The following is a 21,201-nucleotide window of genomic DNA, read 5'->3' as shown; positions in this document are numbered from 1 at the left end:
TTACGGCTCCAGTACGCGCGAGCCGCCGATCGGCAGGTCCCACAGCCCGTCGCGGGCGCGGCCCGCCCCCTCCCAGGCCGCGCGCACCCGGGTCAGCGGTTCCAGTACCGGCTCGGCGGACAGGACGAACGTCCCCCAGTGCATCGGCGCCATGCGCTCCGCGCCGAGGTCCTCGCAGGCCTGCACGGCCTCTTCCGGGTCGGCGTGCACGTCGCTGAGCCACCAGCGGGGGTCGTACGCGCCGACGGGCAGCAGCGCGAGGTCGATGCCGGGGTGGCGGGAGCCGATCTCCTTGAACCAGTGGCCGTATCCGGTGTCGCCCGCGAAGTACACCCGCCGGCCCTCTCCCCGCTCCTCGCTGAGCACCCAACCGCCCCACAGGGAGCGGCAGGTGTCGGTGAGGGAGCGCTTGCTCCAGTGGTGGGCGGGGACGAAGTCGAAGCGGACACCGCCGAGTTCGGCACCCTCCCACCAGTCGAGCTCGGTGACCCGGGTGAAGCCGCGGCGCCGGCACCAGCGGGCGAGTCCGGCCGGGACGAAGAGCGGCGTGTCGTGCGGGAGCCGCTTGAGGGTGGGGGCGTCCAGGTGGTCGTAGTGGTTGTGGCTGATGACCACCGCGTCGATCTGCGGCAGGTCCTCCCAGCGGACGCCGACGGGCGTGACGCGGGTGGGCGTACCGAGGATCTTCTGCGACCAGACGGGGTCGGTGAGGATCGTGAGCCCGCCTATGCGGACGACCCAACTGGCGTGACCGGCCCAGGTGACGGCGACGGTGGAGACGTCGGCGGCGGGCAGCGGGCCCGGCTCGTACGGCACCAGGGCGACGTCGCGCAGGCCCTCGGGGCCGGGGCGGAACGCGCCCTCGCGGGCGAGTCTGGCGAAGGCCTTGACGCCGGGCAGCGGGGTGGTGAGGCGGTCGGCGAACGACCGGGGCCAGGTGCGGATCTCGCCCAGGGGGCGGGGCGGAGCGAGCGTGCCGGTTCCGGCTCCGGTGCGCGCGGGGTGCCGCTCGGTCTGCTGCTCGGTCTGCGCCTGCGTCTGGGTCATCGAGGGGGCTCCGTTCGTGGCGTAAGCCGGATGGGGGTCAGCGAAGTTCGTCGAAGGCCGTCGTGAAGGTGCTCAACGCGTCGGCCACGTGCGGCAGTTCCAGTGGCTGTCCCGACGAGAGGGACTCCAGACGCTCCTGTGGGGTTGCCCCGAGCAGCGGAGCGGTGGCGATCCGCACGCGCAGCCCGCCCATCTCGTCGCCGAACCGGTGACCCCCGGGAGCGGGGACGCCGAGGCGTTCGCTCAGGTAGTCCTCCAGGTCCATGGAGTCGGTGACCCGGCGGGCGGCGAGACCGGCGCGCAGGGGGCCGAGGTCGGCGTACAGGTGGCGGCCGGCCTGGGGCGGGCGGGCGAGCGCGCCGGAGGTGAGGACCGCGCGGTGCGCCGCGGCGGCCACGCGCGCGTGCAGCGCGGCGGCGCTCCTGAGCCTGACGGCGACCGGCTCGGGTTCACCGAGCGCGTACGTCGCCGCCTCGGCGACGGGTCCCGCGACGACGGCGCCGATCGCGGTCAGCAGGTCGAGGGTCCTGGCGTGCAGTGCGGCGCCGTACGCGGTGAGGGGGCAGCGGGCCACGGCGGCGGGCCAGCTCGCCGGGGTGTACGCGCCCGCCAGGTCGGCGAGCACGGTGACCTGGCCGGGGAACATCTCGGCGGGGCTGACGAACACCGTCTCCTGCGGCCGGTGGAGCGTGTCGAGCCACGTCTCGTCGCTGATGATGTGCAGTCCCTCGGAGACCGCCGCCTCGCAGACCTCGTGCACCACTTCGGGCGGGGCGACGGTGGCGGTCGGGTCGTCGGGGACGCTGAGCAGCAGCAGGCGCGGGTCGCCGCCCTCGTCACGGACCCGTCGTACGGTCTCAAGGAGCGCGAACGGGTCGGTCACGCCGCCGCACTCGGCCGGCGTGGGCACGTGGTACGCGGCCCGGCCGAGCATCGTGGCCTGCGGAACCCACCAGGCGGGGCAGGGCCGCGGCAGGAGGACGTCGCCCCCGACGGCGGCCATCAGCGCGAACAGCAGCGGCTGCGCGCCGGATGCGGCCGCGACGCTGCGCGCCTCGGTCTGCAGTCCCCGCCGCCACCAGTAGGCGGCGGCCGCCCCGCGCAGGGCGGGCCCGCCGCCGGGGGGTTCGGCGTGGGTGCGCCCGGCAGCCGCGGCGAGGACGGCGGAGAGCTCCGGCAGGACGGGCAGGCCGGGAGCAGGGGCGGGCGGCCCGTACCGGACGGGGCCGCGCCCTTCCTCGACCGTCCGCTGCATGCGGTCACCTCCACGCCGATCTGGCCCTGTATACGGTTATACGGGTGGTTCCGGTACGGCGCTTGCGGGCGAACCCGAGCCGATGGGCGCCGCGCCGGGCCGACGGGTGCCGGCCCCGGACGGACGTGATCACGCCGGCCAAGGCTCACTTTCCCCGCACAGCGACGCGCATGCACACGTCACCCCCCTGTCACCGCCCCCTGTGACCGCCCCCTGTTCCGGCGGAGGCCCGGGCCAGGGGGCCGGCCGCCGGGGCTGCGCTCACCCCACGGTGACCCGGTGGCGTACGACCGCGTCGAAGAGGTAGCCCTGGGTGTTGTGCACCGAGGTCAGGGGCTGGGTGTTGCCCCGCGCGTCCGTCGCGCGGGCCAGCAGCACGGCCGGCCCGTCGTGGCGCGGGCGCCAGTCCGCCGACCAGCGGACCCAGGTGTCCCGGTGCGGGGTGTCGCGCAGCCGCGCGCGCCGCCAGTGCGCGCCCCCGTCCGTGCTGACCTCCACCGTGCGTACGGCGGCCGCCGCCGACCAGGAGCGGCCGGTCAGGTGGTGGGTCCTGCCCGGGGCGAAGACCGCGCCCGGCGGGCACTCGAACATGCTCTTGATCGTCTGGCGGGTGAGCGGGGCGCTCCCCTCCGGCGGGTACGCCGCGCCGAACAGCCGGTAGGACTGCGTGGTCCACGGCGAGGACAGCGGCGTGGCGCTCACCTCGATGTCACCGAGCCACTTGATGGACGCGATGCCGACCCAGGCCGGCGCGACGACCCGCACCGGGAAGCCGTGGTCGTACGGCAGGGGCTCGCCGTTCATCTCGTACGCCAGGATGACGTCGTCCATCGCCTTGGCGACCGGCAGCGGCCTGCGCGGCCGGCCGAAGCTGACGCCGCCGGTGACGTACGCGTCGTCCAGGCCGCGCGGCATCACGTCGACCGCCTGCCCGCTGATGCCGGCGCGCCGCAGCACGTCGGCGAGCCGCACCCCGCGCCAGCGCGCCACGCCGATGGCGCCGAGCGTCCAGGGGGTGCCGGTGACGGACTGGCCCTGCTGGGTGGCGTAGTAGTCGCGGCCGTTGCCCGCGCACTCCAGGAAGGCCGTGCGGGTGACGGAGGGCATCGAGCGCAGCTGTCCGTACGTGAACCGGACCGGCCCGCCGCTCAGCCCGTCGCCCCACACGGTCAGCCGCCACTCGGACTCGCCGAGCCGGGGCGTGGAGGTGTGGTTGCGTACGAAGAACCGGTCGGCCGGGGTGAGTCCGCCGGTCCCGGCGAAGGCGCCAGGGGCGGTCTCGGCGTTGGTGCCGCGGATCGTGAACAGCTCGGGCGGCAGCGGCTTGGCGATGCCCGGCGCGGCAAGGGCCCCGGCCGGGTCCGCCGCCGCCGGTGCGGCGGCGGCCCACTGCGCGGCCACGGGAGCCACCGGGGTCACGGCCAGCAGTTTCAGCAGGTCGCGGCGGTCCACCCCGCCGGGCCGGGAGGGATGGGGTCCGGACGCCGTCGCAGCGCTCATCGCGGAACTCCTCGCACGTCGGAGAGGACAGGAGGGGTGATCCTAAAGGCACCGGGCGAGCCGGGCCAGAGTGCTTTCCAGGCCATGTCCCCTGCCCTCGACGACCGACTCCGCGACGTCCGCCAGCTTGCGGTTCGACTGCTGGGACATCTGCCGGAGCACGGCGAACGCCCGCGCGCTGTCGCACCGCAGGACGTGCATCACGATCCCGCTGGCCTGGTCGATGACGGCGCGCGAGTGCAGGGCCGTCTCCAGCTGGTCCACCTCGGCGAGGGCCGCCCGGTAGCGCCGGTCACGGACGAGACCGGCGGTCACCTGCTCGCCCAGGACGCCGACGGGGCCGTACGCCGCGCGCTCCAGGGAGCCGGGCCGGAAACCGTAGAGGCTGACGGTGACCTCGATGCCGTTGCGGCGGAACGGGAGGGTCACGCTGGCCCGTACGCCGGAGTCGAGCGCCAGGGCCCGGTACTCGGGCCAGCGCTCGTCGACCAGCAGGTCCCGCGCGTCCACGGGCTCCCCGCGGTCGAGCGCGGTGGGGATCGGCCCGTCCCCCACGGCGAGCTGGACGGAGGCGAGCGTGGCCAGATCCGGGTGGGTCGCCGTGGTGCGCCGTTCGGCGCCGCCGTCGGCGATCGTCGCCACGGCGCCGCAGCTGGCGGGGGCGCAGCGCGCGGACTGTTCCGCCAGCTCGGAGAGCGTACGCACCGAGGAGTCGGGTTCGGGCCCCTGGACTTCCTGCTGGGACAGCTCGGACAGCATGGTGGAGTTCTCCCTTCTCTGTGCGGCTTCCCACCGCCCTGTCCGCAAAACCGCCGGACCCGTTAGCTTTCTCGTATGACGCAGACGGACGACTTCGGCGCGGAGCTGGCAGATTTCGTCAGACGGGTCGGAGAGTTGAGGGCCGCGCGCGCCCTGCCGCCCGACGAGCACCTCGCCGTCCTGGACGCGGCTCTCTTCGAACTGCGGCACGCGGCGGACACCTTGTGGCCCCGTTACGAGCAACTGAAGGCCGTCGCCCCGAACGCCCCGTCCCCCGACCGGCAGGAGCGGCAGGAGCGGCAGCTGCTCAAGGCCCTGTTCCAGCGGCTTCCGGTACCCGTCGCGCTGGTGGACAGGGAGACCGTCGTACGGCGGATGAACTTCGCCGCGACAGGGCTCACCGGCGTACGGGCCGGGTACGCGACGGGGCGCCCGCTGGCGGCGCTGCTGAGCCCCGGGGACCGGGCCGCGTTCCGTTCGCAGGCCGCCGCCGTGGCGCGCGGCGAGGGCGACCGGAGTCTGGCCGTCCATCTCCAGCAGCGGCCCGACGAGCGGCTGCTGGCCACCCTGACCGCGCTGCGCCCGCCGGACGAGACGCATCCGGCGGTGCTGGTCGTCTTCCAGAACGGGGTCTCCGGGGGCTCGGCCGGCGCGTATCCGTCGACGGGGGCGGTCGCGACGGGCCGTCGGCGCACCGCGCTGCCCGATCTGCGGGAGACGACCCGGTACGCGGAGCGCCTGGACCTCGTCGACGCGATGACGACCGAGCTGCTGTCCGCCCCGCCCGGGGACCCCGAGGCCGCCCTGGAGGGTGCCGCACGGGTGCTGCACGAACGTTTCGCCAACTGGGTGGTCGCCGATCTCGTGGCCGGCGGGCAGATCAAGCGCACTCTCGTGCTCGGACCGGGCGGACCGGGCGACGAGGCCCTCGCGCAGGTGCTGGCCGGGCAGGAGCCGTCCGGCTGTCCGCTGGTGGTGGAGGCCGCCCGGGGCGGCTCCGCGACCCTCCAGGTGCGGCCGGAGGACACGGACGGCTTCGGTCACGACCCGGCGGGCGATCCGGTGCTCGTACGGGCGGACGTCACCTCGCTGCTGTGCGTGCCGCTGACGGCGCCGGGGGCCGACGGTGGCGGAGCCGGGTCCACGGGGCCCGTGCAGGGGGTGCTCACCCTGTTCCGTACGGGTGCCAGGCGGGCGTTCTCCATGGCGGAGGGCCAGGTCATGGACCTGATGTCCCGCCATGCGGCGCTCGCTATGCGGCGTCCCGCAGGGCCTCGTCGCGCAGACGGGTGCAGCAGCGGCTGATCAGCCGGGAGACGTGCATCTGGGAGAGTCCGAGGTCCTCGGCGATGCTGCTCTGCGTCATGTCGCGGAAGAAGCGCATGTAGAGGATCTTCTTCTCGCGCTCCGGGAGCCTGTTCAGGGCCGGCTTGACGGCCTCGCGGTCGACGATGACGTCGAGGGCGCCGTCGGGGCCGCCCAGCGCGTCGCTGAGCGAGTACCCGTCGCCCGTACCGGGCAGCTGGGCGTCGAGGGACAGCGCCGTGAAGGAGTCGAGCGCCTCGAGACCCGTGAGGGCCTCCTCCTCGGTCATGCCGGCCTTCTCGGCGATCTCCGCGACGGTGGGGGCGGGGCCCGACACGGTCGCGGACAGCTCCTGGCTGGCGGCGCGGACGCGGTTGCGCAGGTCCTGGACGCGGCGCGGCACGTGGAGGGTCCACATGTGGTCGCGGAAGTGGCGCTTGATCTCGCCGGTGATCGTCGGCACGGCGTAGCTCTCGAAGGCCGAGCCGTGGTCCGGATCGTACCGGTCCACCGCCTTGACCAGGCCGAGTGCGGCCACCTGGCGCAGGTCCTCGATGGCCTCGCCGCGGTTGCGGAACCGGCTCGCGAGCCGGTCGGCCATCGGCAGCCAGGCGTTCACGATCTCCTGGCGCAGGGCGTCCCGTTCCTCGCCCTCGGGCATGGCGCACAGACGGCGGAAGTCCTCGGAGGTGTCGGGGGCATCGTGGTGCGGGTGCGTCCTGCGGGCTGAGGTGGTACGCATCTTCGTTGCAACTCCCTGAACGGTGCAGACGGCGGACGGGTGTCACCGCGGGGGGAGTCTCGACCTCCGGACGTGACACGCCCGGAGCGCTTGACTGCCGCTCCCACGGACGTGCCTCCGGTCCGAAGCACATGGAGCACGTGCCCCCGCTTCGGAAGGGCAAACGGGTCGGGTTTCGCGACGGGCCGGTTTCCCTTCGCGTGTGCCTGGTACTCGGCAGAGTGCTGCTCTTTCCACCCGCACCGTCCCGTAGGAGGCCCTTCGTATGAGCACCGACGTTGCCGACCGGATCCTGTCGCGCCTGCGCGAGTGGGGAGTCGAGTGCGTCTTCGGCTATCCGGGTGACGGCATCAACGGCCTGCTGGCGGCCTGGGGGCGCGCCGACGACCAGCCCCGCTTCATCCAGTCCCGCCACGAGGAGATGTCCGCGTTCGAGGCGGTCGGGTACGCCAAGTTCGGCAACCGGCTCGGCGTGTGCGTCGCGACGTCGGGGCCCGGCGCGATCCATCTCCTGAACGGCCTGTACGACGCCAAGCTCGATCATGTGCCGGTGGTGGCCATCGTCGGGCAGACCGCGCGCAGCGCCATGGGCGGCTCGTACCAGCAGGAGGTCGACCTGCACACGCTGTTCAAGGACGTGGCCTCCGACTTCGTCGAGACGGTGACCGTGCCGGAGCAGCTGCCGAACGTCCTGGACCGGGCGATCCGCACGGCGTACGCCCGGCGCTGTCCGACGGCGGTCATCGTGCCGGCGGACGTGCAGGAGCTGGAGTACACGCCGCCGCCGCACGCCTTCAAGATGGTCCCCTCCAGCCTGGACCGCAGCAGCTGGACCGCGATGCCGTCGCCGGACGCGCTGCGGCGGGCGGCCGACGTGCTCAACGCCGGCGACAAGGTGGCGATCCTGGCCGGTCAGGGCGCCGCTGGGGCGCGGGCCGAGGTCGCGGAGGTCGCGGAGCTGCTGGGCGCGGGCGTCGCGAAGGCGCTGCTGGGCAAGGACGTGCTGTCCGACGAGCTGCCGTACGTCACGGGCTCCATCGGGCTGCTGGGCACCCGTCCGTCGTACGAGATGATGCGGGACTGCGACACGCTGCTGACGATCGGCTCCAGCTTCCCGTACTCCCAGTTCCTCCCGGAGTTCGGCAAGGCCCGCGCGGTGCAGATCGACATCGATCCGCACATGATCGGGATGCGCTACCCGTACGAGGTGAACCTGGTCGGCGACGCGCGGGCGACCCTGCGCGAGCTGATCCCGCTGCTGCGGCGCAACGAGGCGCGGGACTGGTTCGACGAGATCTGCGCGGGCGTCGAGCGGTGGACGGAGATCATGGAGCGGCGGGCCGCCCTGTCCGCCGACCCGGTCAACCCGGAACACGTGGCGGCGGCCCTGTCGCCGCTGCTTCCGGACCACGCGATGGTGACGGCCGACTCGGGGTCGGCCACCAACTGGTTCGCGCGCCATGTGCGCCTGCGCGGCGACATGCGGGCGTCGTTGTCGGGGACGCTGGCGACGATGGGGTGCGGTGTGCCGTACGCGATCGGGGCGAAGTTCGCGCACCCGAACCGTCCCGCGATCGCGCTCGTCGGCGACGGCGCGATGCAGATGAACGGCATGGCGGAGCTGATCTCGGTCGCGAAGTACCGGCACCTGTGGGACGACCCGCGGCTGGTGGTCGCCGTCTACAACAACCGGGACCTGAACCAGGTCACGTGGGAGCTGCGGGCGATGGGCGGCGCGCCGTCGTTCCTGCCGTCGCAGTCGCTCCCCGACGTGTCGTACGCGGCGTTCGCCGAGTCGATCGGCCTCACCGGGATCCGGGTCGAGAAGCCGGAGGAGGTCGAGGGCGCGTGGCGGGCCGCGCTGGAGGCGGACGGCCCGGTGGTGCTGGACTTCGTCACCGATCCGTCGGTGCCGCCGATCCCGCCGCACGCGACGTGGGAGCAGATCGAGGCGACGGCGTCGGCGCTGCTGAAGGGGGACGCCGACGGGGCGGCGGTGATGAAGCAGGGGCTGAAGTCGAAGCTCCAGGAGTTCCTGCCGGGGAGCCCCCGGCCGGGCGCGGACGACTGACGTCCACCGGGCCGGGGCCAGCCCCCCGGCCCGGTGCGCTCAGTCACCGCCGGACGGGTTCGCCGCCGGGCCCGTGCGGCGGTGGCGCGCCCTCTTGGCCCGCGCGGGCAGTATGAATTCCTCGTAGCGGCCGAGCGCGATGATCACGCCCAGCATGAACACCGGCACGAGTACCGGGATCAGCACGGCTAAGCCCACCATGGCCCTGTCCTTCCTGAGGGACGGCCTGGGGGCCGGGTCACCAGGACGGCGACGGGCAAACCCGTGGAAGTGAGACTTCCGGGTGAGCGGGACCCGGGCCGGACCCCGGGGCGCGGCAGAACTCCGGGCGCGTCCCGCGCCGCCGCCGTTCGAAGCGGTGCGGGAACGCGCCCGGAGGCCGTCCCTCTTCCCAAGTGGCCGCTCGGCCGCGCACCGGGTCCCCCGTGCGCCGGGGCTCAAACGCGGGGCCGGAGGGGAATCGGCGGATGGGCCCGACGGTGGGTTCGGCGGATGTTTGCCGCTCGCGCCACGGGTACCCGCGCCGGTAGCCGACAGCGAGCGAAGAGATGAGGCGGACAGCCATGGCCCGGTTCGTGAGGGAAGTCATGACGGCGGGGGTCGCGGCCGTACGGCCCGACGCCTCGCTCGTGGAGGCGGCGCAGCTGATGCGCGCGCAGGACGTCGGTGATGTGCTGGTGGCGCGGGACAACCAGCTGATCGGTGTGCTCACCGACCGGGACATCGCCCTGCGCGCGGTCGCGGACGGCTTCGATCCCCTCACGGTCAACGCCCAGTCCGTGTGCACGCCGGCGCCGGTGTGCGTCGGGCCGGACGACGAGGTGTCGACGGCCGTGACCCTGATGCGGCAGCACGCCATCAGGCGGCTACCCGTCGTCGAGGACGGCCGTCCGCTCGGCGTGGTGAGCATCGGCGACCTCGCGGAGTTCCAGGACCCGCGGTCGGCGCTCGCCGACATCAGCAGGTCCGCGCCCACCCCCGGTCCCGAGACCGGCTTCTGAGCCGCCCGGCGGGGAGCGGACACACCGGCAGAACCACACGTTCCAGGAAGGGAGCATGATGCGGATCGCGTTTCTCGTGGCGCCCGAGGGTGTCGAGCAGGTCGAACTCACCGACCCCTGGCAGGCGGTGACCGATACGGGCGACACGCCCCGGCTGGTCTCCACGAAGCCGGGCAGCGTCCAGGCGTTCCACCACCTCGACAAGGCGGACACCTTTCCCGTCGACCAGGTGGTCGGCGACGCCTCGGTGGAGGAGTACGGCGGCCTGGTGCTGCCGGGCGGTGTCGCCAACCCGGACTTCCTGCGGATGGACGAGAAGGCCGTGGCGTTCGTGCGCGCCTTCTTCGACGCGGGCAAGCCGGTCGCGTCCATCTGTCACGGTCCCTGGACGCTCGTCGAGGCGGACGTGCTGCGCGGCAGGACGCTGACCTCGTGGCCGAGTCTGCGTACGGACATCCGCAACGCGGGCGGCACCTGGGTCGACGAGCAGGTCAAGGTGTGCGAGGCGACGCCCGCCACGCTGATCACCAGTCGCAGGCCGGACGACCTGAAGGCGTTCTGCACCGCCTTCACCGAGGAGTTCGCACGGGCCGCCAAGGCCTGACCGAGCCTTCGCCCTCGGCCCGGGCCCGTGGGGGGCCGGGGCCGGGGGCGATCCGGCCCGCCGTCAGACGCGGCGGCCCAGCAGAGCAAGCAGCTTGGTCTGCACGTCGGCGCCCGGGGACGGTTCCACCGGCGCGGCGAACAGGCCGCTCTTCTCCAGTTCGGCGGAGTAGGGGCCCACTTCGCGCACCGCGAAGTCCACCAGGTCGGCCGGCAGCCGCTCGTCGGCGCCGATGCCCCGCGCCAGGTCCCACGCGTGCACGACCAGGTCGACCACCATCTGGGCGCAGTAGGCCGCGCACGGGGTCTCGCCGTACGACAGGTGCACCGTCCGGTCCAGCGCCCCCGGCGCCGCGAACGCCTCGCGGGCGGCGGTCGCCGCCCGGTCCCAGGCCGCCACCGGGTCGTCTCCCAGCACGTCGCCCTCGGGGTCGAAGCCGAAGCCGCCGTCGGCGCCCTCGTCGATGGCGCGTCGCTCGGTGACCAGCGGGGGCACCCACAGCTGTTCCACGGTCAGATGGTTGACGAGATCGCGCACCGACCAGTCGGTGCAGGGGGTCGACGCCTGCCACTGGTCCTCGCGCACGGCGTGCACATGGCCGCCGAAGAGGGCGAGGGCGTCGCTGTGGCGGCTGAGGAGCGGGTTCGAATCGGTGGTGTTCATGGTTCACCTTCGGGTACTCGCCGTGCACGTCCCGTCAGACATCCCGGAGGGGGAAACGGACCTTCCATTCCTCACCCCACTGTACGAACGCCCCGGCCCCCCGGGCATCCGTCCACGCCGCCGCCCCGGTCGTGCACACGGGTCCGGGGCGGCGGCGTGGACGGATGCCCGGGGGGGCGTTGATTCGGAAGGGCGCGGGCCGGGTACTCGCGTGCCATGTCTTCTGCGTATTCCGCACACGCGCACATCCCGCCCCGGCCGTCGGGACGGATCGCCTCCTGGCTGAGCGCCCGGGACCGGGCGCTGTTTCACGGCGTGGCGACCCATCACTGGCCGGGCGCGGACCGCGTCCTGCCCCGCCTCAGCCACGGGGCGAACCACGGCGTGCTGTGGTTCGGCACGGCCGCCGGGATAGCGGCCGTCGGCGGCAGCACCCGCGCCCGCCGGGCCGCCGTGCGCGGTCTCGCCTCCCTCGCGCTGGCCTCCCTCGCGGTCAACACCGTGGGGAAGCGCTCGGTGCGCCGGGTCAGGCCCGTCCTGGACTCCGTGCCGCTGATCCGCCGGCTCAAGCGCCAGCCCATCACCACCTCCTTCCCGTCCGGGCACTCCGCCTCCGCCGCGGCCTTCGCGACGGGCGTCGCGCTGGAGTCCAAGGGGTGGGGGGCGGTCGTCGCGCCGGTGGCGGCGTCGGTGGCCTTCTCCCGCATCTACACGGGCGCGCACTACCCCAGCGACGTACTGGTGGGCGCGGCCCTGGGCGTCGGGGCGGCGTTCGCGGTGCGCGGGCTCGTACCGACGCGGGCGCAGATCCCGGCGCCCGGCCGGCCGTACACCGAAGCGCCGGCGCTCCCCGGCGGCCAGGACCTGATCGTCGTCGTCAACAAGCGGTCGGGCTCGGCCGCCGCGAAGGCGGCGCTGGTGCGCGACGCGCTGCCGCGCGCCGAGGTCGTCGAGTGCGAACCCGACGCCCTGTCGGCCGAACTGGAGAAGGCGGCGCAGCAGGGCCGGGCGATCGGGGTCTGCGGTGGGGACGGCACGGTGAACCGGGCCGCGGTCGTCGCCGCCGGCCGCGGGGTGCCGCTCGCCGTTTTCCCCGGCGGCACGCTGAACCACTTCGCGTACGACCTGGGCATCGAGGAGGTCCAGGACACCTGCCGGGCCCTGGAGTCCGGCGACGCGGTCAAGGTCGACCTGGGCCGGTTCACACCGGGGCCCGGCCCCGACGGCGAACCGGGGCACTTCCTCAACACCTTCAGCCTGGGCGTCTATCCCGAGCTGGTCCGGATCAGGGAGCACTGGGGGCCGCGCATCGGCGGCTGGCCCGCCGGCATCCTGGCGGCGGCGGAGGTGCTGCGCGGCGAGCGGCCTCTGGAGGCCACCATCGGGGAGCACAAGGGGCGCCGGCGCGCACTGTGGATGCTGTTCGCCGGGAACGGCATGTATCAGCGCCTCGGCCCGACCCCCGGCCGCCGCCTGGACCTGGCCGACGGGCTGCTCGACGTGCGCGTGGTGCACGGCGGGCGGCTGCCGGGCCTGCGGCTGCTGGCGGCGGCCCTGGCCGGGCCGCTGAGCCGCTCCCCCGTGCACGCCGCGCAGCGGCTGCGCCGGGTGTGGATCTCGGGCCTGGCGCCGGGCACCCTGCTCGCGTACGACGGTGAAGTAGCCCCGGCGCCCGAGGAGTTCGTCATCGACAAGGCGCACGAGGCCCTCACCGTCTACCGTCCGCTTCCGCAGTAGCGGCCGCCGCGGCTCCGGCCGGGGCTCCACCCGAGTCCTCGGCGTCGGAGGGAGCCTCGGTCACGTCGAGGAAGACCTGGTCGGCCTGCGGCCAGGTCTTTTTCACGGACTTCTTGATGCGTACGCAGGCGAGCTCCACCTCCTCGCTGTCCAGTCCCGGCACCAGGTCGACGCGGGCGGCCACCAGGAGCGAGTCGAGCCCCATCTGCATGGTCAGCAGTTCGGCGACGTTGTCGATCTCGGGCTGCGCCTCGACGAGCCGGCGGATGTCGTCCCGCAGTTCGGGGGCAGCGGCCTCGCCGATGAGCTGGGCCCGGGCTTCCCGGCCGAGCCGGAAGGCGACGTACCCGAGCAGCAGGCCGATGGAGAAGGACGCGACGGCCTCGTAGACCGCGTCCCCGGTCACCAGGTGAAGTGCCATGCCGGCGGCGGCGAGGAGCACACCTACCACGGCCGTGCCGTCCTCGGCGACGACCGTGCGCAGCGCCGGGTCGTCGCCGATGCCGGCGCCCGGCTGACGGTGGGCCTGGTAGAGGGCGCGGGCGAGGGACGTGCCCTCGGCGAGCAGGGCGACACCGAGGACGGCGAGCCCGGCGACGTAACCGGTGTGCGACTCCTGGCCGCTCGCCGCGCCCAACGCCTCGAAGCCCTGGAAGACGGAGAAGCAGCCGCCCATGACGAAGATGCCGACGGCGGCGAGCAGGGACCAGAAGTAGCGCTCCTTGCCGTATCCGAAGGGGTGTTTCCGGTCGGCCGGGCGGCGGCTGCGGCGCAGGGCGGCGAGCAGGAAGACCTCGTTGACGCTGTCCGCCACGGAGTGCGCGGCCTCGGAGAGCAGCGCGGGCGAACCGGACACCAGCCCGCCGACTGTTTTCGCGACGGCGATGACGAGGTTGGCGGCGAGAGCCACCAGGACGGTGTTGCGGGTCTTGCGGTCGGACTTCTCGGTCACGTGGGCTCTCCGTGTGCGCGGTGTATGAGGAGGAGACAAGGGCACTCGGAGCTCAGGAGGTGCACAGAAATGGTTCCGGTTCTTCTGGTTCTTCTTCTCGCACTGATTCTCTTCGGTGCCGGTTTCGCGGTGAAGGTGCTCTGGTACATCGCCCTCGCGGTCCTGGTCATCTGGCTTCTCGGATTCCTGGTCCGCAGCACGTCGCCCTCGGGAGGCAGGTCGCGTTGGTACCGCTGGTAGGGAAATCGAGATGATCGGGGCGGCGGCCTTCGGGCCGCCGCCCCTTTCCGTTCCGTGGTGTTTCTCCGGCGTTCCTATTCGCCCCTGGGCAGCAGCGGTCCCAGAGGTCCCAGGTCGATGTTGAGGTCCTCGGGTTCGAGCCCGAACCGGGTGCGCAGGACGTCCATGCGGTCCTCCAGGAGCATCAGCGTCATGCCGATCCGCTCCTCCTGCTCCTCGCTGAGGTCGCCGATCTCCACCCGGCGCAGCGCCTGGCGTTCCATCAGCTGGCGCAGCAGCTCCACGACGGTCAGGACGAGCTTGACGAGGTCGCGTTCGACGGTGTCGGCGTCCAGCTCGACACGGCGGCGCCCTTCGGTGGTCTCGGCGGTCACAGGGACTCCTCCTCCTCGAACGGGGACGGCACGTCGACATTGACGGAGCTGATGAGGGCGTTGAGGTCGACCCGTACGAGGTCGACGTCGGCGATGCGCAGGGTGAGGTCGCCCGTGATCACGACCCCGCCGGCGAGCAGCCGGTCCAGGAGGTCGACAAGGGCGAGCTGGCGCTGGGCGAGGGGGCCGGCGTCGGTGGGCTGCGCCGTCATCGGCTCGCCCCCGCCTCGTCCGGCCCGGCCTGTCCGGCCTGTCCCGCGAAGGAGTACGGGGCCCAGGGGCCCGTCAGTTCCACCCGTACGCCCCGGTCCTGCGGCGTCAGCCGGCCGACCTCCGCGACGAACTCCTGGCTGCTCTCGCGCGGCACCAGGTAGGCCGCGTTGAGTACGTTCTGCCCGCGCGCCTCGGAGAGCCGGGAGTCCTGCGGGCGGTGCAGGGCGGCGGCCTGGGCGCGCTGCGAGAGTTCCGCGTGGAGCGTGCGCGACAGGGCCTCGGCGCGCTCCCACACCCCTTCGCGGGCCTGGCGGCTGCTGAGGCGCCGGCGCAGGTAGTCGCGGCCGGAGGCGGGCGCGGCGGAGGGCTCGGCGGGCGCGGCCGGCCCGGGGCGCGACTCCGCCGGGTCCGGCTGGGGGTCGGCGTACACCTTGACGCCCCACTCGACGCGCCCCTCCAGCCGCTCCAGCGTCGTCACGAAGCGGTCGTGGCCCGCGTCGAGCAGCCTGCGTACGCCGCTGTCGTCGACGCACACGGTGGCGAGGCGCAGTGGCACCGTGCAGGTCACGGTGGTCATGGCACCGATGACCGCCTCGTGGGCGCGGGCGGTGGCGGTGAGCCAGTCGAGGTCCTCCAGGCGCTTCTTGAGCGGCGCCTCGGCGAAGTCCTCGGCCGGCACCGCGCCGACCACGGCGACCAGGTCGCCGTGGTCCAGCAGCCGGGGCGGCTCACCGCCGAGGCCGCGCACGCCCTCGGGGAGTACGCCGTCGAAGGGGCGGGTCACCGCGTACACGTACCGCAGTTCGTTCATGCCTCGTCGTCCTTGCGTTCCACGCGGGCCGGCGCCGCCTCCAGGTCGGCGATGCGGCGCTGCAACCGCTCGTTCTCCTCGGCGAGTTCACGTCGCCGGGCGCCAGAGGAGAGCGACGGGTCGTCCTCCCACCAGTCGATGCCCATTTCCTTCGCCTTGTCGACGGAGGCGACGATGAGACGCAGTTTGATGGTGAGGAGTTCGATGTCCAGGAGATTGATCTTGATGTCTCCCGCGATGACGACGCCCTTGTCCAGCACGCGCTCCAGAATGTCGGCGAGATTCGCGCCGCCGCCCTGGGAGCCGTACGGGTCGGGAAGTCTGTTGGGCGTCGTCATCGGCGGACCCGGCCTTCGCCGGCCGCGCGCTCACGGTATGTCATGGTGCCGGGTTCCTCTTCTCCAGCCGGTCGAGGAGTTCGTCCTCACGGCGGTCGAATTCGGCCTCGTCGATCTCTCCGGCATCGAGCTGCCGCTCCAGGGCGGAGAGTTCACGCTGGATGGCCGACGGATCGTAGTACTGGCGCTCCGCCTCCGTGACCACCTGCCGCAGCACCCAGGAGGTGCCGCGGACAGGGGCCAGGGGCAGCAGGAGCAGCTCTCCCAGGAGGCCCATGCGGCGTCACTCCACGAAGCTGTAAGGAGGCAGCGGGCCGTTCACCTGGAGCACGAGGTGGGGGTGTTCCTTGCGCAGGGCGTCCACGGCCTCGACGAAGTCCGCCGTGCTGTCGCGGTCGACGAGGAACGAGATGTTCGCCAGCCAGCCGCTGCTGTCGGGGCCGGGGCTGGTGTCTCCCGCCGCCCCCTCCAGGGCCTGGCGCACCAGTTCGCCGTCGCGCTTCTCGCGCTGCTGCACCGCCTGCACGACGCGCTCGCCGAGCCGCAGCTTCTGCTCGTACGTGCCGCCGCCGGCGGCGCGGTTGGCCTCGTTGAGGGCACGCAGTTCGGGGTCGTCGGCCAGTACCTGGTGCAGGACGGCCTCCTCGTCGTGCGAGGCCTTCACGTTGTACTCGACCTTGTGGTCGAGCGCGTCGAGCCGCTCCAGGTAGTGCTTCTCGCGCTCGGCGAGCACCGTGCGCACCGACTCGTCGTCGGTCGACAGGCTGCCGAAGCGCATCGGCAGCACCGAGCCCACCGCGCCGGCCTCCGCCAGCACGGTCTGGTGCGCCAGCAGGTCGCGGCGCTTGGGCCTGAGGTCCTCGGGCGCGTCACTGACCAGGGCGGTCAGTTCGCCGGTCCGCAGGGCCCGTACGGGCATCGGCGGCTCGCCGACCCCGTTGGTCGGCTCGGGCAGTTCGGGGTGGTTTCCGCGGGCGATCCCGTAGACGTACGTACTCACTCCTGCTCCTCCTTCCGGCGGGACGTGCTGCTGCGCCGGCTGCTCGTCTTCGACTCGGCCTTCTCGTCGTCACCGCCGCGCACCTGCTGGAAGGCGCCCGAGAGGGTCTCGGCGGCGCCGGACAGCGCCCCCTTGGACTTGCCCCTCGCGCCGGACTCGGTGACGTCGCCCACGATCTCCGGGAGACCGGGGCTCTTGTTGGCGCCGGTTTCCAGATCGAGGCGGTTGCAGGCTTCGGCGAAGCGCAGGTACGTGTCGACGCTGGCCACCACGACGCGGATGTCGATCTTGAGGATCTCGATGCCGACCAGGGAGACACGGACGAACGCGTCGATCACGAGTCCCCGGTCGAGGACGAGCTCCAGGACGTCGTAGAGGCCGCTGGTACCGCCGCCGCCTCCACCTTGCTGTGCCGGTACTACGGTCATGCCGACCAGCCCTCCTTAATGTCGGGTGTCTATGAACGGTCCGCCCTGCCGCGCTCGTAGCGGCTGACGCGCCGGTAGCCGGTGAGCGCTCCGTGCGCGTCGAGCGTGACTTCGTACGACGCGAGGAGGCTCATGGTGTCGGGGACCCTGGCCAGTTCGAGGACCTCGACCCGCAACACCCAGCCGTCGTCCTCCGTGCGTTCGAAGGACGAGACCGACTCGGCCTCCATGCCGGTGAGCTCCGCCAGTTGTGCCCGCGCTCCGCGCAGCACCTCCATCGGGCCCGGCAGGCGTTCCGTCTTGTTGGGTGACGTGCTCTGTGAACTCTCTTTGGTGTTCTCTTCGTTGTCGGATGCATTGGACGTATCAGACTGTCCGGAAGTACCGGATGTATTTGCCATTGCAGCCTCCGTCATCGTGTATCCCGTGACTCCGGGCCCAAACTCCGCGGCGTCCGAGCTGTGTTCATTTCTGTCCGGGTACCCGCGTGTGATGACATCAACGGACACCGGGGTGATTCGCACCCGCATTCCGGCGAGGCTCGACCGCCTCCCGTGGTCACCGTGGCACTGGCGGATCGTCATCGGCCTGGGCACGGTGTGGGTCCTCGACGGTCTCGAAGTGACCATCGTCGGCAACATCGTGGGCCGCCTCGCCGAAGAAGGCAGCGGCATCGACATCACCACCGCTCAGGTGACCACGTGGGCTGCTGCCCTGTATGTCGCCGGAGCATGCGTGGGTGCGCTCTTTTTCGGCCGGCTCACCGACCTCTACGGCCGCAAGAAGCTGTTCATGATCACGCTGGCGGTCCATCTCGCGGCGACGGCGGCCACGGCGCTCGGCCTGTCGCTCTTCATCGGCCAGGCGTTCCTCTACAACTCGATCACCTTCGGTTACGCCGTCATCCTGACCGAGTTCTTCGACGTGCCGGTCGGCTCGACGGCGTACTACTTCGCGGTGATCGCGGTCGGCAACCTGCTCGGCCCCCTGGTCCTCGGCCACTTCTTCGACAGTGTCGGCCGCGCGCCCATGATCGCCGGTACGTACACCGTGTCCGGTCTGCTGCTGTTCGGTACGGCGTACCTCTTCCAGCAGGGCTCGCTGTCCGCCGTGACGCTCACCGCGTGCTGGTGCGCGGTGCTCTTCTTCGCCTCGGCCGGGGCGAGTTCGGCGTACCTGACGGTGAGCGAGATCTTTCCGCTGGAGACGCGCGCGATGTGCGTCTGCCCCGCCGCGCTTCAGCGCAGGGCGCGCAGCCGCCGGCGCGCCGGGCCGAGCGCGCGGCCCCTGGACGTCACGCCCGACCAGGGGTTCGCGCGGGCCTGCTCCAGTACGCCGTCGGGGTCGGTCAACGCCCAGGTGCGCGAGGTGAGTTCCTTGTCGTCGAGCTGCTCCCAGGAAATCGGAGCGGCGACCGGCGCGCCGTCCCCCGGGCGGAGCGACCAGGGGGCGACGGCGGTCTGCGCGTAGGCGTTGCGTCCGACGTCCAGGAAGAGCCGGCCGCCGCGGGCCTCCTTGCGTACGGCCGTCGTCAGCTCGTCGGGACGCCGCTCGGCCAGCGTCTCGGCGACGTCCCTGGCGAAGGCGCGGGAGTCGTCGAACGTGGTGTTCCCGTCGAGGGGCACGATCACGTGGAGGCCCTTGGAACCGGTGGTCATGAGCGTGGACGGCAGCCGCAGCTGGTCGAGGAGTTCACCGAGCCGGTACGCCGCCTCCCGTACGGCCGGGAAGTCGTCCCCCGCCGGGTCCAGGTCGAAGACCAGCCGGTCGGGCCACTCGACGCGGTCGGCCCGGGAGAGCCACCGGTGGAGGGTCAGGCACGCCTGGTCGGCCAGGAAGACGAGGGTGGCGCTGTTGTCGCACACGGTGTGCGTGACCGTGCCGCCCTCCTTGGCGACCCGGACCCGGCGCACCCAGTCCGGGTAGTGCTCCGGCGTCTCCTTCTGCATGAAGCGCGGTCCGCCGGTGCCGTCGGGCCGGCGTTCCAGCATCAGGGGCCGGTCGCGCAGCTGGGGCACCATGAACGCCGCCACCCGCCGGTAGTAGTCGGCGAGGTCGGCCTTGGTGAGGCCGCAGTCGGGGAAGAGGACCTTCCCGGGGCGGTGGACGGTCACCGTGCGGCGTCCGGCCCTGATGGTGGTGGTGTCGCTCATCGTCCCTCTCCTGGGCTCGCTCCGGCGTCGTGCGCACGCGGTCGCACGAGCGCGGGCCCGCTCCCGGCGGGCCCGCGCGGCGCGGGGAGGGTGGCGGGATGTTCAGGGCACCCCGGCCCCCACACCCCGCCGCGCTCTCACCGTACGAGCACCTTCTCGGCCAGGAGCTGTACGGCGGCCACGATCGAGTCGGCGTCGATCCCCGCGGCGCCGAGCTGCTCCTGCCCGGTGGCCGAACCCGGCATGTTCCCCACGGCCAGACGCACCAGCCTCGGCGCCGGGCGGCCGTCGGAGAACACCTCGGCGACCGCGTCGCCCAGGCCGCCCTCGGGGTGGTGGTCCTCCACCGTCACCAGGCAGCCGGTGCGTTCGGCCGCCTCCTGAACCGCCGGCTCGTCGACGGGCTTGACCGAGTACAGGTCGACGACCCGGACCGGCACGCCGTCCCGCGCGAGGAGGTCGGCGGCGCGCAGGGCCTCATGGACCGTCACCCCGGCGGCGATCAGCGTCAGCACGTCGTCGTCGCCGGAGCGCAGCAGCTTGCTGCCGCCGACGGGGAACTCCTCGTCGGGTCCGTAGATGACCGGCATGGCACTGCGGCTGGTGCGCAGGTAGCGCACGCCCCGGCTGCGCGCGTCACCCTCCGCCATCGCGGCGACGAGCCTGGCGGTCTGGTTGGCGTCGCAGGGGTACAGGACGGTGCTGCCGTGCACGGCGCGGAACAGCGCGAGGTCTTCGAGGCCCATCTGGGACGGGCCGTCCTCACCGATGGCGACTCCGGCGTGCGAGCCCGCCAGGTTGATGCCCGCCCGGCTGACCGCCGCCATGCGCACGAAGTCGTGCGCGCGGGAGAGGAACGCCGCGAAGGACGAGGCGTACGGGACGTACCCGCGGGTCTGCATCCCGACGGCCGCCGCGACCAGTTGCTGTTCCGCGATGTAGCACTCGAAGAACCGGTCGGGGTGCTCCTTGGCGAAGAACTGCGACCGGGTCGAGTCGCTCACCTCGCCGTCGAGGGCCACGACGTCGCCGCGCGCGGACCCGAGCGCGGCGAGCGCCTCGCCGTAGGCGTTGCGTGTGGCGACCTCGTCGCCGCCCTTCTCGTAACGCGGCAGCCTCAGTTCGCCGGGGCGTGCGGTCAGCAGGTCGGACGCCCGCACGGCGGCCGGCTTCGCCACCTCCACCTGGACGAACCGCGGCCCGCCGAGCTCCTGGATCGCGCTTTCGGCGTCCTTCAGCGGCTTGCCGTGCATGCCTTCCTTGTCCTCCACCGCCGCCACGCCGCGCCCCTTGCGGGTGCGGGCGATGACGGCGGTGGGCCGGCCGGTCGTCGACCGCGCCTCGTCGAAGGCGGTGTTGACGGCCTCGACGTCGTGGCCGTCGACCTCGATGGTGTGCCAGCCGAACGCGTGCAGCCGGCGGCTGTACGCTCCCAGGTCCCACTCGTGGCGGGTGGGACCGCGCTGGCCGAGCCGGTTGACGTCGATGACCAGGGTGAGGTTGTCGAGGTGTTCGTGTGCGGCGTGCTCGGCGGCCTCCCACACCGACCCCTCGGCCATCTCGCTGTCGCCGCTGAGCACCCAGACGCGGTACGGAGCCCGGTCCAGCCGCTTGCCCGCCAGCGCCACACCGACCCCGACCGGCAGGCCCTGCCCGAGCGACCCCGTCGCCACGTCCACCCACGGGAGCCTGGGCGTCGGGTGTCCTTCGAGGCGGCTGCCGCGCCGCCGGTAGGTCAGGAGTTCCTCGTCGTCGATGACGCCGGCCGCCCGGTACATCGCGTACAGCAGCGGGGAGGCGTGGCCCTTCGAGAGGATCAGCCGGTCGTTGCCCGGATGGCCGGGCTGGTCGAAGTCGTAGCGCAGGTGGCCGCCGAGGAGCACCGCCGCGAGGTCGGCCGCCGACATCGACGACGTCGGATGGCCCGACTGCGCGGCGTCGGCGGCCCGTACCGCGTCCACCCTGAGCTGCTGCCCGAGCTCACTGAGCTGTTCCCTGTCCATGTCGC

At 72.8% G+C, this 21,201-nt stretch carries 24 protein-coding genes and 1 pseudogene; 7 read left to right on the top strand and 18 right to left on the bottom strand.

The window, feature by feature from the left end; translation table 11 throughout:
* The 4 genes from IE185_RS17200 to IE185_RS17185 form a co-directional block, all read right to left on the bottom strand.
* Entirely contained in the window at nucleotides 1-1,047 is a 1,047-nt protein-coding gene (locus IE185_RS17200; protein WP_138899265.1) for an MBL fold metallo-hydrolase, read from the bottom strand.
* A gap of 37 nt (nucleotides 1,048-1,084) precedes the next feature.
* Complete coding sequence (locus tag IE185_RS17195; protein WP_189715444.1) at nucleotides 1,085-2,302, bottom strand: aminotransferase class I/II-fold pyridoxal phosphate-dependent enzyme; 1,218 nt, start codon at nucleotides 2,300-2,302, stop codon at nucleotides 1,085-1,087.
* A 261-nt stretch (nucleotides 2,303-2,563) separates the two neighbouring features.
* Nucleotides 2,564-3,802 (bottom strand): sulfite oxidase, encoded by a 1,239-nt coding sequence (locus tag IE185_RS17190; protein WP_189715442.1) that lies wholly within the window; start codon nucleotides 3,800-3,802, stop codon nucleotides 2,564-2,566.
* A 42-nt stretch (nucleotides 3,803-3,844) separates the two neighbouring features.
* Entirely contained in the window at nucleotides 3,845-4,561 is a 717-nt protein-coding gene (locus tag IE185_RS17185; protein WP_138894813.1) for an ANTAR domain-containing response regulator, read from the bottom strand.
* A gap of 75 nt (nucleotides 4,562-4,636) precedes the next feature.
* Between IE185_RS17185 and IE185_RS17180 the strand changes: the two genes are divergently transcribed.
* The gene (locus tag IE185_RS17180) at nucleotides 4,637-5,866 is read left to right on the top strand and encodes a PAS domain-containing protein (protein WP_138894814.1); all 1,230 of its coding nucleotides are present in this window, start codon (nucleotides 4,637-4,639) and stop codon (nucleotides 5,864-5,866) included.
* Here IE185_RS17180 and IE185_RS17175 read toward each other — a convergent pair.
* Nucleotides 5,814-6,608, bottom strand: coding sequence for an RNA polymerase sigma factor SigF (locus IE185_RS17175; protein ID WP_138894815.1), 795 nt, complete (start codon nucleotides 6,606-6,608; stop codon nucleotides 5,814-5,816). The two genes, IE185_RS17180 and IE185_RS17175, sit on opposite strands and share 53 nt — an antisense overlap.
* 265 nt (nucleotides 6,609-6,873) lie before the next feature.
* Between IE185_RS17175 and IE185_RS17170 the strand changes: the two genes are divergently transcribed.
* Nucleotides 6,874-8,679, top strand: a complete 1,806-nt coding sequence (locus IE185_RS17170; protein WP_138894816.1) for a thiamine pyrophosphate-requiring protein — start codon at nucleotides 6,874-6,876, stop codon at nucleotides 8,677-8,679.
* A gap of 39 nt (nucleotides 8,680-8,718) precedes the next feature.
* Here the strand turns inward: IE185_RS17170 and IE185_RS17165 are convergent, their stop codons facing one another.
* Nucleotides 8,719-8,880: a hypothetical protein gene (locus IE185_RS17165; RefSeq protein WP_167518854.1), complete on the bottom strand. Its 162-nt coding sequence runs from the start codon at nucleotides 8,878-8,880 to the stop codon at nucleotides 8,719-8,721.
* Between the two features lie 362 nt (nucleotides 8,881-9,242).
* Between IE185_RS17165 and IE185_RS17160 the strand changes: the two genes are divergently transcribed.
* Nucleotides 9,243-9,680 (top strand): CBS domain-containing protein, encoded by a 438-nt coding sequence (locus tag IE185_RS17160; RefSeq protein ID WP_138894817.1) that lies wholly within the window; start codon nucleotides 9,243-9,245, stop codon nucleotides 9,678-9,680.
* Between the two features lie 58 nt (nucleotides 9,681-9,738).
* A complete protein-coding gene (locus IE185_RS17155) occupies nucleotides 9,739-10,284 on the top strand; it encodes a type 1 glutamine amidotransferase domain-containing protein (protein WP_138894835.1) in 546 nt (181 codons plus the stop codon).
* Between the two features lie 63 nt (nucleotides 10,285-10,347).
* On the opposite strand, the gene IE185_RS17150 is transcribed toward IE185_RS17155, so the two are convergent.
* Nucleotides 10,348-10,947 carry a TIGR03086 family metal-binding protein gene (locus tag IE185_RS17150; protein WP_138894818.1) on the bottom strand — a complete coding sequence of 200 codons (600 nt, stop codon included), beginning with the start codon at nucleotides 10,945-10,947 and terminating at the stop codon, nucleotides 10,348-10,350.
* A gap of 216 nt (nucleotides 10,948-11,163) precedes the next feature.
* Here IE185_RS17150 and IE185_RS17145 point away from each other — a divergent pair, with 216 nt between their 5' ends.
* Nucleotides 11,164-12,684, top strand: coding sequence for a bifunctional phosphatase PAP2/diacylglycerol kinase family protein (locus tag IE185_RS17145; protein WP_138894819.1), 1,521 nt, complete (start codon nucleotides 11,164-11,166; stop codon nucleotides 12,682-12,684).
* On the opposite strand, the gene IE185_RS17140 is transcribed toward IE185_RS17145, so the two are convergent.
* Nucleotides 12,656-13,636, bottom strand: a complete 981-nt coding sequence (locus IE185_RS17140) for a cation diffusion facilitator family transporter (RefSeq protein WP_138894820.1) — start codon at nucleotides 13,634-13,636, stop codon at nucleotides 12,656-12,658. The genes IE185_RS17145 and IE185_RS17140 overlap by 29 nt on opposite strands.
* 69 nt (nucleotides 13,637-13,705) lie before the next feature.
* Between IE185_RS17140 and IE185_RS17135 the strand changes: the two genes are divergently transcribed.
* Complete coding sequence (locus IE185_RS17135; RefSeq protein ID WP_138894821.1) at nucleotides 13,706-13,876, top strand: hydrophobic protein; 171 nt, start codon at nucleotides 13,706-13,708, stop codon at nucleotides 13,874-13,876.
* A gap of 74 nt (nucleotides 13,877-13,950) precedes the next feature.
* On the opposite strand, the gene IE185_RS17130 is transcribed toward IE185_RS17135, so the two are convergent.
* Genes IE185_RS17130 through IE185_RS17095 form a run of 8 tightly spaced genes read right to left on the bottom strand, consistent with a single transcriptional unit; the run spans nucleotide 13,951 to nucleotide 17,441 of the window.
* Nucleotides 13,951-14,250 carry a gas vesicle protein K gene (locus IE185_RS17130; protein WP_138894822.1) on the bottom strand — a complete coding sequence of 100 codons (300 nt, stop codon included), beginning with the start codon at nucleotides 14,248-14,250 and terminating at the stop codon, nucleotides 13,951-13,953.
* Nucleotides 14,247-14,462, bottom strand: coding sequence for a gas vesicle protein (locus IE185_RS17125; RefSeq protein ID WP_138894823.1), 216 nt, complete (start codon nucleotides 14,460-14,462; stop codon nucleotides 14,247-14,249). Before IE185_RS17125 ends, IE185_RS17130 begins: the two co-directional genes overlap by 4 nt.
* Nucleotides 14,459-15,274, bottom strand: coding sequence for a GvpL/GvpF family gas vesicle protein (locus IE185_RS17120; RefSeq protein ID WP_138894824.1), 816 nt, complete (start codon nucleotides 15,272-15,274; stop codon nucleotides 14,459-14,461). Before IE185_RS17120 ends, IE185_RS17125 begins: the two co-directional genes overlap by 4 nt.
* Entirely contained in the window at nucleotides 15,271-15,612 is a 342-nt protein-coding gene (locus IE185_RS17115; RefSeq protein ID WP_138894825.1) for a gas vesicle protein, read from the bottom strand. Before IE185_RS17115 ends, IE185_RS17120 begins: the two co-directional genes overlap by 4 nt.
* Nucleotides 15,613-15,652: 40 nt before the next feature.
* On the bottom strand, nucleotides 15,653-15,889 hold the full coding sequence (locus tag IE185_RS17110) for a gas vesicle protein GvpG (RefSeq protein ID WP_138894826.1): 237 nt from the start codon (nucleotides 15,887-15,889) through the stop codon (nucleotides 15,653-15,655).
* 6 nt (nucleotides 15,890-15,895) lie between these two features.
* Complete coding sequence (locus IE185_RS17105; protein ID WP_138894827.1) at nucleotides 15,896-16,612, bottom strand: GvpL/GvpF family gas vesicle protein; 717 nt, start codon at nucleotides 16,610-16,612, stop codon at nucleotides 15,896-15,898.
* Nucleotides 16,609-17,040, bottom strand: coding sequence for a gas vesicle structural protein GvpA (locus IE185_RS17100; RefSeq protein ID WP_138894828.1), 432 nt, complete (start codon nucleotides 17,038-17,040; stop codon nucleotides 16,609-16,611). Before IE185_RS17100 ends, IE185_RS17105 begins: the two co-directional genes overlap by 4 nt.
* A 29-nt stretch (nucleotides 17,041-17,069) precedes the next feature.
* Nucleotides 17,070-17,441, bottom strand: coding sequence for a gas vesicle protein GvpO (locus IE185_RS17095; RefSeq protein WP_167518855.1), 372 nt, complete (start codon nucleotides 17,439-17,441; stop codon nucleotides 17,070-17,072).
* 91 nt (nucleotides 17,442-17,532) lie between these two features.
* On the opposite strand from IE185_RS17095, the gene IE185_RS17090 reads away from it, so the two are divergent.
* The gene (locus IE185_RS17090; protein WP_229843558.1) at nucleotides 17,533-18,510 is read left to right on the top strand and encodes an MFS transporter; all 978 of its coding nucleotides are present in this window, start codon (nucleotides 17,533-17,535) and stop codon (nucleotides 18,508-18,510) included.
* Here the strand turns inward: IE185_RS17090 and ligD are convergent.
* A pseudogene (gene ligD, locus IE185_RS17085) lies at nucleotides 18,426-19,193 on the bottom strand (non-homologous end-joining DNA ligase); the annotation flags it as partial. The gene IE185_RS17090 and the pseudogene ligD overlap by 85 nt on opposite strands.
* A 137-nt stretch (nucleotides 19,194-19,330) precedes the next feature.
* Nucleotides 19,331-21,196, bottom strand: a complete 1,866-nt coding sequence (locus IE185_RS17080; protein WP_138894831.1) for a transketolase — start codon at nucleotides 21,194-21,196, stop codon at nucleotides 19,331-19,333.
* Nucleotides 21,197-21,201: the final 5 nt, after the last annotated feature.

Source organism: Streptomyces chryseus, assembly GCF_014650755.1.
Lineage (GTDB): Bacteria > Actinomycetota > Actinomycetes > Streptomycetales > Streptomycetaceae > Streptomyces > Streptomyces chryseus.
The sequence above is the reverse complement of the archived record's forward strand: the minus strand, read 5'-3'. Positions and strand labels throughout refer to the sequence as shown.